The following is a 16,663-nucleotide window of genomic DNA, read 5'->3' as shown; positions in this document are numbered from 1 at the left end:
CACCCGAAAGGATTGATGTACATGAAACAGATTGTTAGAGACCATAAAGTGAGGGACTTTAATCAAGCGAAATGGGATGAACCGATCATATTAGAGCTTCATCAACCTGGGGAAAGAGGTGTGATCATTCCTGAAGCTGAAGAGATGATTGTTGAATCGGTCGGTGACGGCATTTCACAAGTACCTAAAAATATGAGAAGAAAGAAAAAGCCGGATTTACCAGAGATTTCACAGGCTAGAGTTTTACGTCATTATGTAAGACTGTCACAGGAGACTTTAGGATCAGATTTCAACGTTGAAATCGGCCAAGGGACATGCACGATGAAGTATATTCCTAAAATAAACGAACTATTGGTTCGTACACAAAAATTAACAGAGATCCACCCGTTGCAGAATGTAAACAGTGTCCAAGGCATTTTAGAAATCATTTATAAATTGGACCTTTGTATGAGAGAAATTTCTGGGATGGATTATTTCTCTTTCCAGCCGAGCGGTGGTACACAGGCATTGTTTGCAATGGCTTCTCTTGTAAGAGCTTATCATAATGAGAATGGGGAAGGGACCCAGAGGGATGAGATCATTACAACGATTTTCTCACACCCTTCACAGGCAGCAACTGCAGCAGTAAAAGGTTATAAAATCATTACATTGCATCCGGATAAAGACGGTTTTCCCGATTTGGATGCATTAAAAGAGGTTGTCTCCGAAAGAACGGCAGGGTTTGTTGTTGCAAACCCTGAAGATACGGGGATTTACAATCCGAGAATTAAGGAGTTTACAAAAGTTGTACATGAGGCAGGCGGGTTATGCTATTACGATCAGGCAAATGCAAATGGTTTACTGGGGATTACTCGTGCGAAAGAAGCCGGTTTTGATATGTGTTTCTTTAATCTCCATAAAACATTCGCCGCACCGCATATGTGTGGAGGTCCTGCAACCGGTGCTTTAGGAGTTGGCGAGAAGTTGAAAGAATTTCTACCAGGTCCGATCGTTGAATTTGAGGATGGAAAATATACACTTAATGACCAGCTTGAACATAGCATCGGTATGGTTCGATCTTATCACGGTGTACCGCAAACGATGGTGAGAGCTTATGCATGGATTAGAGCGTTAGGTGCCGATGGACTGAAAGATGTAGCGAAGGTGGCTGTCCTAAACAACAACTATTTGTATCACAAAATAACTCAAATCCGCGGGGCAAGTGCTCCTTATGTCAAAGGAAAACGTCTCGAACAAGTACGTTACAGTTGGGAACAACTGGCCAATGAAACAGGAGTCACGACCGAGGATGTCGGAAGAAGGATGACTGATTTTGCCCATCATTACTGGACGAGTCATCATCCATACATTGTTCCTCAGCCGTTTACACTCGAACCAACAGAATCCTATTCAAAAGCTGATTTAGATGAGTATATTGCTGCTCTTACTCAAATTTCAAATGAGGCCTATGAGAATCCTGAAACCGTCAAAAATGCTCCCTACAATAGTGTCATTCACAAACTTGACGAACAGGATTATTTAGATGACCCAGACAAATGGTCCATCTCTTGGAGGTCCTATTTGAAGAAGGTGAAGATGGAGGAAGGAGTTAAGTGAGAACAGTGGGGGAAAGTGAGGCGTATACAATATGAAAAAAGTGAAACATTTGCCTTTCATAATTGGAATTTTGTCATGCTTAATCCTTGCTTCATGTTCAAGCGGGAAAAATGGTTCTAACAATGTAGAAGGAAAAACGGCAGGAGAAATTACGATTTGGGGATGGGACGTTGCTGCAGATACTTTGGAGCTTGCAACTGAAAAATTTAATGAACGGTACCCGGATATTAAAGTGAAGGTTGAAAATTTCAACAGTGATGATGTATATGAAAAATTAACCGTCGGCCTAGCAGCTAGGGGTTCAGGGCTACCTGATGTGCTGCTGATGGAGGATGAGCGAATTCCAAGCTATACGAATCAATTCCCAAAAGGCTTTGTCAATTTGTCCAAGTTAGGATATGACAAGTATGAGGAACGTTTTAGTCCATCAAAAGTGAAGAGTGTAAAAAACGACAAAGGTGAATTTATTGCCGCGCCATGGGATGTAGGGCCGGCTGGTGTATTTTATCGTGTTGACTATTTCGAAGAAGCGGGAGTAGATCCTGACTCTATCAAAACTTGGGAAGATTATATAGAAGCAGGAAAGAAGATTAAGAAGATCACAGGTACAAAATTGCTTCCGATTGATATTTCGAAATATGATGGTGTATTCCACATGATGCTCCAACAACAAGGGGTATCGTACTTTAATGAAAAAGGTGAGGCTGCAATCACTTCTGATGAAGCGATTCGAGCAATGTCTGTCATTAGAGACCTGTACAAGAATGATTTAGTAGCAAATATTGACGGATGGGATGGTATTGTTACTGCAACAGTTAACGGTAAAGTTGCATCAGTGCCATATGGAGTTTGGTATACAGGAACCATCAAAGACCAGGCACCAGATCAAAAAGGAAAATGGGACGTATTCTACCTACCGAAATTTAAAGAAGGCGGTACACGTTATGCGAATGTAGGAGGCTCATCACTGTTGATTCCATCATCAACTAATAATAAGGAGGCAGCGTACTCATTTGTTGAATTTTTTACCACAGATGTAGAGACACAAATGCTAGGATTTAAAAAATATGGACTGTTCCCGTCTCTGCTAAAAACATATGATGATCCTTTCTTTAATGAAGAAAGTGATTACTTTAATAATAGTAAGATATTTCAAATGTTTGCTGAATCTGTTCCAGAAGTACCTCCAATTACCATTACGAAGGATTTTGCCCGGGCAAGCCGTACCGTTTCAAATGCTCAAGCCGCGGTTTTATTAGAAGGTGAATCGGTTGAAAGGGAATTAGATCAAGCTGAAGAAAAACTAGAGAACGAAATCAAGTAAACTTTTTAATCTATAGTATGGTGATGAGATGTTTCTAAATTTTTCAAGGAATCATCTCATCTTCTTTTTCACAAAGAAGTAGATACCGTTTATATTATTTCACAAAGGAATGAAACAAGTTTCTGAGGAAGGGTGGAAATATGGCACGATTAGATAAAGTGGAGAGTGGGAAACATTTTAAGAAAAGGGTTTTGGTTGGTAGGTTGTCAAAAACAAATGGAAAATTGGTTACGCCAAAAACAGCACCATTCATATTTATTGCTCCAGCCGTTTTATTACTTTTTGCGTTTACGTTATATCCCGTTATTTCTTCATTTTTATTAAGCTTTCAAACGTTGGTAGAAGGAGAACGTGTCTTCTCCGGACTAGATAATTATACCCGTTTATTTCATGACCCATTGTTCTATCAATCTTTGATAAATACATTTCAACTATTAATCGTACAAGTTCCTATCATGCTCTTCATTGCTTTGACCATTGCTGTTACACTCCATTCTCCGATTGTAAAAATGAATTCTTTTTTTCGGATCTCCTTTTTTATGCCGGCGATTACTGCACTGGTAGCAGCATCTATTATTTTCATGATTTTATTGGATGAGAACTATGGACTAGTAAATTATGTCCTCTCGTTAATTAGAGTGGAAAAAATTCCGTGGTTTTCGGATCCACTCTGGGCTAAAGTAGCGATCATTATTGTCATGACGTGGCGTTGGACCGGTTATAATATGATCATTTTTTTAGCAGGTTTACAAAATATTCCTCATGAATTATATGAGGCAGCTAGTATTGATGGAGCTGGGAAAATTAGTAAATTTTTTCATATAACGATTCCCCAGCTAAAACCAATCTTCATTTTTACGGTTGTATTATCTACGATAGGGACGTTACAGCTATTTGATGAGCCGTTCATTTTGACAGAGGGAGGACCGAATAATGCAACAATGACGATCACATTATATTTATATTTAAATGGTTTTAAATACTTTGATTTTGGTTATGCGTCAGCAATTGCGTATGTCCTTGTACTTATCATTGGTATGATTTCTTGGTTCCAATTGAAATTGGTAGGTGATCGTGACTAATGCGTAATCAGTATTCATTATTGAATAAAATCGTCATTTACTCTTTTCTGTTAATCGGTGTCATCATATCAATAGGGCCATTTTATTGGATGTTTATCGGGGCAACGCACCCTTCAGGTGAGATCTTTAATATCCCTCCTCAACTATTGCCTGGTGATTACCTAGTAGAAAATTTCATAAGTCTGCAAGAATCTCTGGGGATGTTGAAAATCATCTGGAATTCATTATTTATTGCATTGACTTTTACGGTTTTAAGCACGTTGATCAGTGCAGCAGCAGGTTATGCTTTTGCAAAATTTCAGTTCAAAGGAAGAGACAAGATCTTTTTTATGTTGTTGCTTACGATCATGATCCCTTACCAGGTCACATTAATTCCCCTTTTTGAATTAATGGTAAGTCTTGAATGGCTTAATACGTACAGTGCAGTTATTTTGCCAAACCTTGCTTTTCCTTTCGGTATCTATTTGATGAGGCAAAATATGAAATCTATCCCTGATTCGTTAATTGAAGCAGCAAGAATTGATGGAGCGGGAGAGTTTCGGATCTTTTTCACCATTGTTTTAGCCACAATGAGACCGGCCCTTGCGGCAGTTGCCATCTTTTTATTCATGTTTCAATGGAATAACTTTATTTGGCCTCTCGTCATTCTGAATTCTAGTGAAATGTTTACACTTCCTGTGGCTCTATCAAGTTTGATCGGTATGGCCCGAGTTGACTATGGCCAGCTAATGTTGGGAGCTACCTTATCAACCCTTCCAATAATGATTTTCTTCTTAATCCTGCAAAAACAGTTTATATCAGGCATTCTTGGTGGATCAGTGAAGGAGTAATCTGAGAGACTGTCGAAACAACTATGAATTACTGTGAGGAGGGTCATAATGAAACCATCTTTTCAACAACAAGTAATGCAAATAATTGATCATCCAAAAAGAAGTATCCAAACAAAGTTAGTATTGTTTTTCTTAATCGTTACCTTAATTCCTTTAATTTTATTAGGTGTTCTTTCCTATCATAAGTCATCAAATGTTGTGAATTCACAACTTGGTAGTTATGGAGAATTTGCGGTAAGACAATTGCAATATCAAATAGATTCAAACTTGACTCATATGCACCTCATCGCAAGTGATATTCAAAAATACCTATCAGATCCAACATTAATCGTTTTGAACAGTGAACAACCGAAAACATATGAAGGCTTTATTGAGCAAAGGAATTTCGAGCGCTTTTTAGAAGGACATAAAACGACTCAGACAAAAGGGATTTTTCTGATTACACAATCCGGATATTACTTTGGGAAAGGGAGGCTGGATATTGATGAGCTGACAGATGAACTGTATTGGAAAGAGTTTATGAAAAATAGTAATGATGGATTTTGGACAGGCCTATATACACCAGACCACTACAATTACAGATTTAGAGACGGATCGGGTGAAAAAGTCATCGGCTTACTTGTTCCTACAAAAAGCAGCTATGGAATTTTAAAAGACAGCAGGATTTTAATTGAAACGAATGCTGAAGAATTATTCCAATTGATACATACGTTGGAGAAGGATTTGAATTCGATCATTACGATAACTGACAAAAGCACTGAGGTCATTTATCAGACAGATATAGACCTCGAGAAAAGCTCGAGTGATATTGTTTGGGAAAAAAATCTCTCTTCAAGTGATTGGACTGTTGAAGTGAGAATCCCTCATGAACAATTCTATCAATCTTCAAGTGCTATACAAATGTACACCATTATCGGGATTGCTATATCTTTATTACTTGCATTATTACTTGCCTTTTTATTTTCCAAACCTATTACCGGTAGAATTAAACGATTAATGGAATCCATGCATCAGGTGAGTAATGGTGATTTGCAAACAAGGACGTTTGTAGATTCGAACGATGAGTTAGGAAAACTGGAGCGGAGCTTTAATACTATGGTTGGACAAATTCAGTCGTTGGTCCGCGAAGTCAGCCAAAAAGAAAGACTCAAGAAAGATGCGGAACTAAAAGCCTTTCATTATCAAATCAACCCCCATTTGTTGTTCAATACATTAAATTCCATTCAATGGAAAGCAAGGCTTCTAGGAGTAAAAGAAATACAAGAAATGATTTACCATTTGACTGAAGTGTTGGAAGGTAATCTGGATTTTACTAATGAACTGATTCCTTTAGAAAAAGAATTGAATATAATTGAACATTTTCTCAAGGTTCAAGAGATTCGTTATGGTAAATCATTTGATTACAATCTAAACTGCGATTCTGATTGTGAAAAATTCTTAATACCTAGAATGTCTTTGCAGCCACTATTCGAAAATATCTTTTTTCACGGCTTTGAAGATGGTTGCGGGGCAATCGAATTATCGATCAGCTGTGAAGACGATCTACTACATTTAATTCTTAAGGATGACGGAAAAGGTATAAAAACTAGTAAACTCCCTATCTTACTTGATGAACTCCAGCCAAAAAAGGGAAAAGGTGGGATTGGTCTATATAACATCCATCAAAAATTCAAGCTGCATTTTGGTCACATGTATGGGTTATCGTTAGATTCTGAACGAGGTAGGGGAACAACAATTCACATTTGTTGGCCAAAGGAGGGTTACTTATGAACAATTTGAAGATCAAAGTACTGATTGTAGATGATGAGTGTATCGTACGCAAGGGGATTCAAGCTACTGTTGATTGGGACGAATATGACATGGAGGTTGTTGCAGATGTTCCAAATGGAGAAAAGGGTTGGGAAGCTTTTCAAGAATTCCGTCCAGATGTCATTATTACTGATATTGTCATGCCTGAAATGGATGGAATTGAATTTTCTCGGAAGGTGAAGCAGCATTCTCCAGATATAAAAATATTGTTGTTAAGCTGCCATAGGGATTTTGAATATGCACAGGAGGGCTTAAAGATCGGTGTTTCCGGCTATCTACTAAAAACCTCTTTTAATGATAAGGAGTTAAACGATTATTTACAACAGTTTCATGACGAGATTAAAGCCCGGAAACGATCTATTTTGAACACTTTTAAATCATTCGAAAAAACGAATTCTAGTTTTTATGTATGGCTTTGTGGGTTCAACAGTAATTTTGAAGCTGAATTGGAAAACTGGTTCGAAACGGACTGGAGTTGGATGGAAAACCCGTTCCATGTATATTTCGTCCGTTCAACAGCGAGGGAAAACAATTGTATTGTATGGGAATTAATACAAAAGCATTTGAATGGTAAAGGCGAAATGATTCGTTATGGAAGCGAGCAATGCTTCTTATTCTGTGATGGTGCAAGAAAACAGGAACTTGATATGATACTGATAAACCTTAAAAATACGTTAGATACTGTACAGTGGAACCGAATTGGGCCGGCAAGCGGAATGGATGGATGGGTAAATGCTGTGAAAAGCCTCTATAGACAAGCTGAAATTGAAAAAAACTTTGCATTTGAAACAATATCATGGCCGGATCCGATTATACAGGCCGTTCAGTTAATAACAGTTGACATTTCTTCTCCATTAACTGTAACTGAAGTAGCTAAGCAAGTCGGACTTAGCCGTAGTCACTTCAGTACTTTATTTAAAAAAGTGATTGGGGAAAGCTTCGGTTCTTTTACTGAAAAAATGAAATTGAAAGTTGCTACCGAACTACTTGGAACAACAAAAATGAATATTGAGGAAATAGCTATTAAAGTCGGTATGTGTGATGCCAAATATTTTAGCAAGTGGTTTAAAAGGTGTATTGGGATGCCGCCTTCCCAATATCGAATCAAACAAAAAGACGAACTGGAGTATACAAATTGACACCAACTTTTGATTTCAAGACGAATTAGCACTAAAGTTCGTACATCAGTCAGTTCATATGAATCGTTATAAAAGATAAAATGAAAGCGACTTAAATTTTCTGTTTTTTCAAAAAAAGAAGGTGGTGACTTTAAAAAATCAAAAAAAGCTTTATCATGCATCTAAAATTCGAGGGGGATTGAAATGAAGAAAATTGTTGCATTTATGACTGTATTTCTATTAGCTTTATCCGTTGTTTTAGCAGGTTGCAGTAACAATGATCTAGCAAGTGGAACGAGTGATGGAAATAGTGATTCGGGGGACAAGAAGTCAAATGAAAAGGTAACGCTCCGTTTTGCAACGTGGGATTCGGGGGAAGCTTTGAAACTTCAGCAGGAAATTGCTAAGAAATTTGAAGCTGAAAATCCTGGCGTAAAGGTCCAAGTTGAACCTTACAGTGATGGGTTCGATCAAAAACTCGCCGCATCTTTTGGAGCTAAAAATCCTCCAGATGTTATGTACATGTGGAATTATACGGAGTATTATAAATCTCTTGAACCGTTAGATCATTTTATTGAACAAGACTCTGAAATTAATATAGATGATTTTTATGAAGGGCTATTTAACTATTCTAGTGTGAACAATCAGACGTATGGCTTGCCATTAGGGTTTACAACACATGTTGTTTATTATAATAAAGATTTGTTTGATAAGGCAGGTGTCCCATATCCAAAAGACGGGTGGACTGTGGAAGACTTTAAAGAAAAAGCGGAAAAGTTAACAAATGTTGATAAAAGGCAATACGGATTTGGTGTAGAAGCGGAACCCGATCCTTATGATATTCAAGGGTATGTGTGGAGCAATGGGGGAAGTTTTATTAGCCCTGACGGGAAAAAGATTGAAGGTTATATGAACAGCCCCGAGACTGTTGGAGCGATTCAAATGTTAGGGGATCTAGTAAAGGACAAAAAAGCTGTTTTAGTTGGAGGGAACAAACAACAGAGTGGTGACGATATTTTTAAAGCAGGAAAAATAGCGATGTATGAAAGTGGAATTTGGCCACTTAAAGGTTATCAAGAAGCGGGTATTAACTTTGGTACTGTAGAAATACCATCCTTTGATGGAAAGCCAGTAAAAGGAATTATCAACACATCCGCCATTTCTATGGCAAAAGATTCAAAGAATAAAGATTTAGCTTGGGAATTTATTAAGTTCTTTGTTTCACCGGAAGCAATTAAGATGAGAACTTCAGATTTACCGGTTAGAAAAAGCGTTGTACAAGAAACTAAAGTTGCTGAGGATCCCCTTTATGAACCATTTTATACCATGTTAGAGCGTTCATCTGATACTCCAGCATTTCTCCTAAATGAAAACTGGAGTGAAGTGAAACGGAATTTATCATTAGCGATTAATGCAACAATGCTTGGAAAAGACGCAGAGAAATACTTAAATAAGGCAGTTAAAGATTCGAAGAAGTTTTTGAAAGAGTAGTAGTTTCCTTTAGAAAGAAGGTGGAATGATGAGCACTGAAATATCAACAAATGTATCAAAACAAACAGTACTTCAAACAAAAAAGAAGTTTAAATGGGGGAGTATCATCCCCTTTCTTTTTATCTCTCCATGGGTCATAGGCTTTTTTGCATTTACGTTCGGACCGTTACTATTTTCATTAGTGATTAGTTTTTTTAATTGGCCAATAGTTGGTGAAACAAAATTTGTTGGATTTCAAAACTATATAGAAATGTTTACCAATGATCCGTATTTTTGGAGCTCATTGGCAGTAACAGTAAAATTCGCAGTTTTATTTGTACCATTTAATTTGATTATCGCCCTGTTTTTAGCAATCTTGTTAAACCAAAAAGTGAAGGCTATGTCGGCTTTCAGGACAATCTTTTATCTTCCATCAGTTATTTCAGGAGTAGCGCTTGCAATGATATGGGCTTGGGTATTTAGCGGAGAATACGGAATTTTAAATTACTTTTTATCATTTGTAGGGATTAATGGACCTGATTGGCTTAATGATCCGAACTGGGCTCTTGTTGCAATGGTGATCGCAAGTCTATGGGGACAGGGAACGATGATGCTGATTTTTTTGGCAGGATTAAAAAATATCCCTCAAAATTTATATGAAGCAGCATCAATTGATGGTGCAGGAAAAGTAACGAAGTTTTTTAAAATCACTATTCCTATGTTAAGTCCCATCATATTATTCAATTTAATAATGACTATTATTGCAGCTTTTCAACAATTAACACTTGCACTTGTATTAACCGGTGGTGGGCCTTTACGATCCACCTATTTCTACGCAATGTACGTTTATGAGAATGCATTTAAATATTTTAAAATGGGGTACTCATCGGCCAATGCTTGGTTCATGTTTATTATTGTTTTGGGCTTAACGTTTATTGTGTTCAAATCTTCAACTATGTGGGTTTATTACGAAGGTGAAATGAAAAATAAATAATTTGGTTAAGGAGGTGCACAAGTGAAATTTGGAAAATCACTAAACTATACGATTCTTATTGGATTTTCAATTTTGTTTCTGGCACCATTTTTCTGGATGGTTACGACAGCGGTAAAGACACCCGATGAGATTTATTTATTCCCACCAAAGTGGATTCCTTCAGACATTCAATTCGGTAATTTTATGAAAGCATGGACGATTCAACCATTTAATACATTTTTGATGAACTCTGTTATTGTCACCGCGCTGTCAACGATCGGACAGCTCATCTCTTCATCACTTGTTGCCTATGGATTTGCAAGATTTACTTTCAAGGGGCGAGATTTTCTATTTATGGTATTACTTGCAACGATGATGATTCCATGGGAAGTAACAATGATTCCTTTATATATGGAATTCAATTATTTAGGTTGGATAAATACGTTAAAACCATTAATTGTCCCCTCCTTTTTTGGTGCCCCATTTTTTATCTTTCTGTTGAGGCAATTTATTATGACGATTCCGAAAGAGCTAGATGAAGCGGCTAAAATCGATGGTGCCAATCACTTCCAGATTTATTCAAGAATTTGCATGCCAATAATGGTTCCTCCATTGATTCTAGTTGCTGTTTTTCAAATCCTTGGGAGTTGGAACGATTACCTTGGACCGTTAATCTTCTTAAACGATCAAAGTAAATACACGTTAACGCTTGGTTTATCACAATTTAGAGGGATGTTTGGGGTCGACATGGAGTCGATTATGGCTGTGACATTCTTAATATGTTTACCACCACTCATTCTTTTCTTTATCGCTCAAAGGTATATCGTTGAAGAAGTGATGGATTCAGGGTTAAAGGGGTAGGGAAGTGATTTACGGAATAGTTCCAATTGAAGAGATGGAAATTAATCAATAAGGGGTGGATAAGGAATGACACATCTGGATAATGAATTTTTGAGGGATTTAGACAATTTGAACACTCTTCACCGGAATCGAATGGAGGCAAGAACCTACTTTATTCCGTTTCCCGATGAACAATCGGCATTCGTTACAAAGCGTAAGACTTCACCATGGTTTCGTTTGTTAAATGGGACATGGAAGTTTCATTATACGGATACTCCACAACAAGCACCTAAGCAATTTTTTCTTGATGATTTTAAATGTGCGGATTGGCATGATATTCAAATCCCTGGCAATTGGCAGCTGCAAGGATATGGAAGGCCTCATTACACCGATCTCTATTATCCGTTTCCTTTAGACCCTCCACATATCCCAACGGTGAATCCGACTGGCTGTTACCGTCGCGAATTTTACATTCCGTCTAACTGGGGAGATCGAAAGACATCGTTAAAATTTGAAGGTGTCGACAGTGCCTTTCATATTTGGATCAACGGGCATTTCGTAGGCTATAGTCAAGGAAGTCGTTTAACCTCAGAATTTGAAATTACGCCCTATATTCGAACAGGAAAAAACAATATTTCCGTTAGGGCTTATCAATGGTGTGATGGAACATATATTGAAGACCAGGATATGTGGTGGCTAAGTGGGATTTTTCGTGATGTTTATTTAGTCTCTCAAGCTCCAGTTCATATACAAGATTTTGATATTCAAACAAAATTAGATCAAAATTACCATAATGCAACGTTGAGCCTCGGTATGGTATTAAAAAATGAAACGGATAAACTACAGGAAAATATGAGTATAGTACTTAAACTTTTCGATAGTGATGGTCACCTAATGCTGGACCCTTTCATTAATAAAGAATTGACAATAGCCGCAAAAGGCGAACAAAATTTCAGCGCTGTAATCCCAGTAAAGAACCCGGAAAAGTGGTCAGCGGAAAGACCCTGTTTATACCATCTACACATCGTTTTAAAAGATGAAAGTAGTCAAGTAGTAGAAGTTATTCCGTACCGAATTGGGTTTCGGACCATTGAGGTGAAGAACGGATACATCCTTGTGAATGGTTCCCCGGTTATGTTTAAAGGAGTTAATAGACATGACCACCATCCAGATCTAGGGCGTTCCGTTCCATATGAAGTGATGAGACAAGATATTATCATGATGAAAAAGCATAATATTAATGCAGTCCGGACGTCACATTATCCAAACGACCCTCGCTTTTACGATTTATGTGATCAATACGGTTTATATGTGATTAACGAGGCTGATTTAGAATGTCATGGCTTTGAGTTAGTCGGAAATATTGACCAGCTTTCTACAGATTCTGAATGGAAAAAGGCTTATGTAGATCGGATTGAAAGGATGGTACAGCGAGATAAGAATCACCCGTCTATTATTATGTGGTCTTTAGGAAACGAGTCAGGATTCGGTGGGAATTTTGAAGCAATGGCGGCGAGATGCCGTGAACTGGATGGCACACGTCTTATTCATTATGAAGGGGATAGTGAAACAAAGGTCACGGATATATTTAGTACGATGTATTCCTCTGTCGAAAAAGTGATTGGGTTTGCGGAAGAGGAAAACTGGGAGAAACCTCATATTCTTTGCGAATTCGCACATGCAATGGGGAACGGACCTGGAGGATTAAAAGAATATTGGGATGCATTTTACAGCTACAAGCGTCTTCATGGCGGATTTGTATGGGAGTGGGTTGATCACGGAATCCGCCAACACACTGCCGACGGAAAAGAGTATTATGCGTATGGCGGGGACTATGGAGATACCCCGAACAACGGAAACTTTGTAATTGACGGATTAGTTCGTCCAGATCGTACACCATCTCCAGGTCTAATTGAATATAAAAAAATAATCGAACCCGTTGCTGTGGAGGAAGTAGATCTAAAAATAGGATCAATCAGAGTTGAAAATCGTTATGATTTTCTTTCACTCGATCATTTAGATGTGTCATGGAACATTGTAGCTGATGGTAAAGTGTTGCAGGGAGGGAATCTTGCTCTACCATGTATTAAGGCCGGACAAAATGAAGACATTTCTATTCCTTATAGAAAGATTTGCAATCCAACCAACGATACAGATTACTGGTTAACAATTTCGTTCACATTAGCTTCTAGTACAGCTTGGGCTAAAAAGGGTCATGAAGTGGCATGGGCACAGTTTGAATTGCCTGTTGAAGTATTATCAAAGCAATTACATCCTATTTCTATGAGCCTTTTGTCAGTTAAGGAAACTGACAACACTTATGTTGTCGAAGATGCCGATTTTGAAGTTACGTTTAATAAAGTGAATGGTCTGATTGATTCATGGGTATTCGAAGGGAGACCATTTATTCAAAGAGGACCTATACTCAATTTTTGGCGTGCACCAATTGACAATGATATGTATGTTGTCGAGGAATATAAAAAAGCATATTTGAACAAACTGCAGCACCGAGTAACGGGGATGAAATTTAGACAGGTCGATGACTTTAAAGTACAAATTCATGTCTATGTCCGAGTTGCACCACCTGTTTATAATTGGGCTTTTGAATGTAGTTATACGTATACCATTTACGGAAGCGGTGATATTGTTATAAATACTCATGGAAAGCCAGTTGGTGACGTGCCAAAAACGTTACCAAAAATCGGACTGCAGTTAGAAATGCCGCAAGACTTCGAGTGTGTTAAATGGTATGGCCGGGGACCGGGAGAATCGTATAGTGATAGTAAACTAGCCAATCGTTTTGGGATATTCCGTAAACAAGTGCGTGACTTGTATACGCAATACGTTTATCCACAAGAAAACGGAAATCGCACTGATGTAAAATGGGTTTCACTCACAGATCAACGTGGTCTAGGTCTTCTGGCGGTCGGAATGCCTCATCTTGATTTTAGTGCACACCTGCATACAATGGATGATCTGGAGACTGCAAATCATACATGTGATTTAGTACAACGTGATTTTATTACATTAAACCTTGATTATCGACAAAACGGTCTCGGCAGCGGTAGTTGTGGACCGAGACAACTCCCATCATATGAACTAAGGCCAGATGAATTCGATTTTACAATTCGACTAAAACCATTTTATTCGGATGAATCGTCTGAAATAGAGATAAGTAAAGATAGCCGTTTCTTTCAAAAAAAAGACGAACAATCAGGAGAAAAACTTTATGAACTTCAACCTTAATGAAGTTCCGTTTAGCCGATATGGTTCCTATATTGTAATCTCACCCTTGCATTCCAAAGATAAAAATAAAGACTTGTACATTCGTAATATTCGTGGAGGCGATAACGACTTAGGTGCTGTATTTCGTATTGAGTTGGTGTATAAAGGAAAACGGGTTCCTTATAAAGTAACGGCAACACCCACCTTGTTAAGGCTTGATGCCGAAGAAGGGTATATGGAGCTGTGTATTTATGAACCACAGTTTTTAAGAGTGAGAGGTAAAGGAGTCGGATTACGTTTATCAGCGAACACTGGTGCATATGACTATGCAATGCCTGTTCAAAACGGAAGATGGGAAGTAAATAGCTTCGAACAGGAAATAAGGTACATGGTCACACCGTTAAAAGGATTGTTGAATGTTGATGCACCTTGGGTAGAACAAAAATGTGAACATATTATTTTGGATTTGTTACCAGGTGAAGAAACGGGCGAAATGGAATGTGCAATTGAAGAGTTCCATACTGTTTGGACTAAACAAAACTATGAAACTGATTTTGAAACTTGTCATCGATTGGTAGATGAGGAGTACCAGAAATGGATGAGTAACACTTTACAAGTAGCAGATCAATACATGAAAGGTAAAGAGTTGGCTGCTTATATTACCTGGTCCTGTGTAGTTAATCCCGAAGGTTATCTTTCTCGTCCTGCGATGTATATGTCTAAAAACTGGATGACCAATATATGGAGCTGGGATCATTGTTTTAACGCGATGGCTCTTGTCAAAAGTAACCCTGAATTAGCATGGGATCAATTTATGATCTTTTTCGATAAACAAGATGAAAGCGGAGTCCTACCCGATTTTATGAATGATCGATTTGCACTGTGGAATTGTTGTAAACCACCTATTCATGGATGGACATTACGATGGATGATGGAACGAACGGATTATATTACTAAAGAACGACTAAAAGAAGTTTATGAACCGTTAATAAGATGGACCGAGTGGTGGTTTGATCATCGTGACGATGATAATGATGGAGTGCCGCAATATAATCATGGTAATGATAGTGGGTGGGATAACAGCACAGTGTTTCAAGTCGGTTCACCAGTTGAAAGTCCCGATCTATGTGCATTTCTCATTATGCAGATGGACGTCCTTTCCGATATCGCTGCACAATTAGGTTTACAAGAAGACGAAAAAAAATGGCTAGCGCGCGCAAATGAAACATTAGATAGAATGATCGATCACTGCTGGGATTACGATCAGTTTAAAGCTTCGCGTTCAGGTTGTCATACCATGTTTGAGTCAAAGAGTCTTGTCCTATTTATGCCAATTATACTTGGAAAAAGACTTCCCGAATCCATTCTTTCTCATCTTATTAAAGGGTTAAAAGAGAATGGTAGGTTTTTTACAAAACATGGCTTAGCTACTGAGAGTATAAACAGCCAATATTATTGTGAGGACGGCTATTGGCGTGGCCCGATATGGGCACCGACTACAATGCTAATTCATGAAGGTTTGAATTCATCTGGGGAAAATGTATTTGCAACAGATGTTGCAAGAAGATTTTGCAATATGGCGGCAAAAAGCGGGATGGCTGAGAATTTTAATGCATTAACGGGGAAAGGGCTTCGTGATCGAGCCTTTACATGGACCTCAAGTGTGTTTCTAGTTTTAGCTAATGAGTTGTTTGCAGAAAACTCGGGGAAATAAAAATTCCTTGGGTTTTTATATAATATAGTGAAAATGAGGGGTGAATCATAAATGGGAATGAATGGTGCCTTAGGAGGTTTTTATCGTGTTTGTGAATGGACAATGAAATTAGTCTACGTGAATGTTTTATGGATTGCCTTCACATTGTTAGGGTTTATAGCTTTAGGGATCATGCCATCTACCACTTCTTTATATGCGATAGTACGCAAATGGATTATGGGTGAAATGGATATCCCTATTTTCAAGACCTTTTGGAAAACATTCCGAACTGATTTTATAAAGGCTAACCTAATTGGATTTATATTGCTTGTAATTGGTATTATTCTATATGTTGATATATTATTTTTTAAATCCTCTGTGGGGATCGTTTACGAAGTATTATTGGTTTTATTACTCGGTTTAGGATTGTTATATTTAATTACATTAATGTACATTTTTCCTGTTTTTGTCCATTATCGATTAACTATGATTCAATATTTTAAAATTGCTCTTGTCATTGGAATATCTAATCTGCAAACTACTCTAATGATGGTTGTTGGTATAGGGATTTTATATATTTTATTTTGCTTTCTCCCAGGACTGGTTTTTCTTTTTAGTGGTGTGCTATTAAGTTTTACTTTTATGTGGTTTGCCTTTAAAACGTTTACTAAAATAGACCGCCTTAAACAGTTAGTTAGTTAGA

General features: G+C 37.7%; 12 protein-coding genes. All 12 read left to right on the top strand.

Features of this window, described 5'->3' with window-relative positions:
* Window positions 1-21: 21 nt before the first annotated feature.
* Window positions 22-1,596, top strand: a complete 1,575-nt coding sequence (gcvPB, locus tag NON16_RS03510; RefSeq protein ID WP_257347245.1) for an aminomethyl-transferring glycine dehydrogenase subunit GcvPB — start codon at window positions 22-24, stop codon at window positions 1,594-1,596.
* Between the two features lie 31 nt (window positions 1,597-1,627).
* On the top strand, window positions 1,628-2,920 hold the full coding sequence (locus NON16_RS03505) for an ABC transporter substrate-binding protein (protein WP_257347132.1): 1,293 nt from the start codon (window positions 1,628-1,630) through the stop codon (window positions 2,918-2,920).
* A gap of 140 nt (window positions 2,921-3,060) precedes the next feature.
* Window positions 3,061-4,002, top strand: a complete 942-nt coding sequence (locus NON16_RS03500; RefSeq protein ID WP_308216572.1) for a carbohydrate ABC transporter permease — start codon at window positions 3,061-3,063, stop codon at window positions 4,000-4,002.
* Window positions 4,002-4,832: a carbohydrate ABC transporter permease gene (locus tag NON16_RS03495; RefSeq protein ID WP_257347130.1), complete on the top strand. Its 831-nt coding sequence runs from the start codon at window positions 4,002-4,004 to the stop codon at window positions 4,830-4,832. The genes NON16_RS03500 and NON16_RS03495 overlap by 1 nt, the downstream gene beginning before the upstream one ends.
* A 48-nt stretch (window positions 4,833-4,880) precedes the next feature.
* The gene (locus NON16_RS03490; protein ID WP_257347128.1) at window positions 4,881-6,602 is read left to right on the top strand and encodes a sensor histidine kinase; all 1,722 of its coding nucleotides are present in this window, start codon (window positions 4,881-4,883) and stop codon (window positions 6,600-6,602) included.
* Window positions 6,599-7,780, top strand: coding sequence for a response regulator transcription factor (locus NON16_RS03485; protein ID WP_257347126.1), 1,182 nt, complete (start codon window positions 6,599-6,601; stop codon window positions 7,778-7,780). The genes NON16_RS03490 and NON16_RS03485 overlap by 4 nt, the downstream gene beginning before the upstream one ends.
* Before the next feature lie 183 nt (window positions 7,781-7,963).
* Window positions 7,964-9,250, top strand: coding sequence for an ABC transporter substrate-binding protein (locus tag NON16_RS03480; RefSeq protein WP_257347124.1), 1,287 nt, complete (start codon window positions 7,964-7,966; stop codon window positions 9,248-9,250).
* Window positions 9,251-9,278: 28 nt separating this feature from the next.
* Window positions 9,279-10,223: a carbohydrate ABC transporter permease gene (locus NON16_RS03475; protein WP_372508730.1), complete on the top strand. Its 945-nt coding sequence runs from the start codon at window positions 9,279-9,281 to the stop codon at window positions 10,221-10,223.
* A 96-nt stretch (window positions 10,224-10,319) separates the two neighbouring features.
* Window positions 10,320-11,063, top strand: coding sequence for a carbohydrate ABC transporter permease (locus NON16_RS03470; protein ID WP_257347241.1), 744 nt, complete (start codon window positions 10,320-10,322; stop codon window positions 11,061-11,063).
* 66 nt (window positions 11,064-11,129) lie between these two features.
* Window positions 11,130-14,288: a beta-galactosidase subunit alpha gene (ebgA, locus tag NON16_RS03465; RefSeq protein WP_257347120.1), complete on the top strand. Its 3,159-nt coding sequence runs from the start codon at window positions 11,130-11,132 to the stop codon at window positions 14,286-14,288.
* Window positions 14,272-15,981, top strand: coding sequence for an amylo-alpha-1,6-glucosidase (locus NON16_RS03460; RefSeq protein WP_257347118.1), 1,710 nt, complete (start codon window positions 14,272-14,274; stop codon window positions 15,979-15,981). Before ebgA ends, NON16_RS03460 begins: the two co-directional genes overlap by 17 nt.
* Before the next feature lie 51 nt (window positions 15,982-16,032).
* Window positions 16,033-16,662 carry a YesL family protein gene (locus tag NON16_RS03455; RefSeq protein WP_257347116.1) on the top strand — a complete coding sequence of 210 codons (630 nt, stop codon included), beginning with the start codon at window positions 16,033-16,035 and terminating at the stop codon, window positions 16,660-16,662.
* Window position 16,663: the final 1 nt, after the last annotated feature.

The sequence above is a fragment of the Pseudalkalibacillus decolorationis genome (genome assembly GCF_024609785.1).
Lineage (GTDB): Bacteria > Bacillota > Bacilli > Bacillales > Fictibacillaceae > Pseudalkalibacillus > Pseudalkalibacillus decolorationis.
This window is presented reverse-complemented; position numbering and strand designations above follow the sequence as displayed.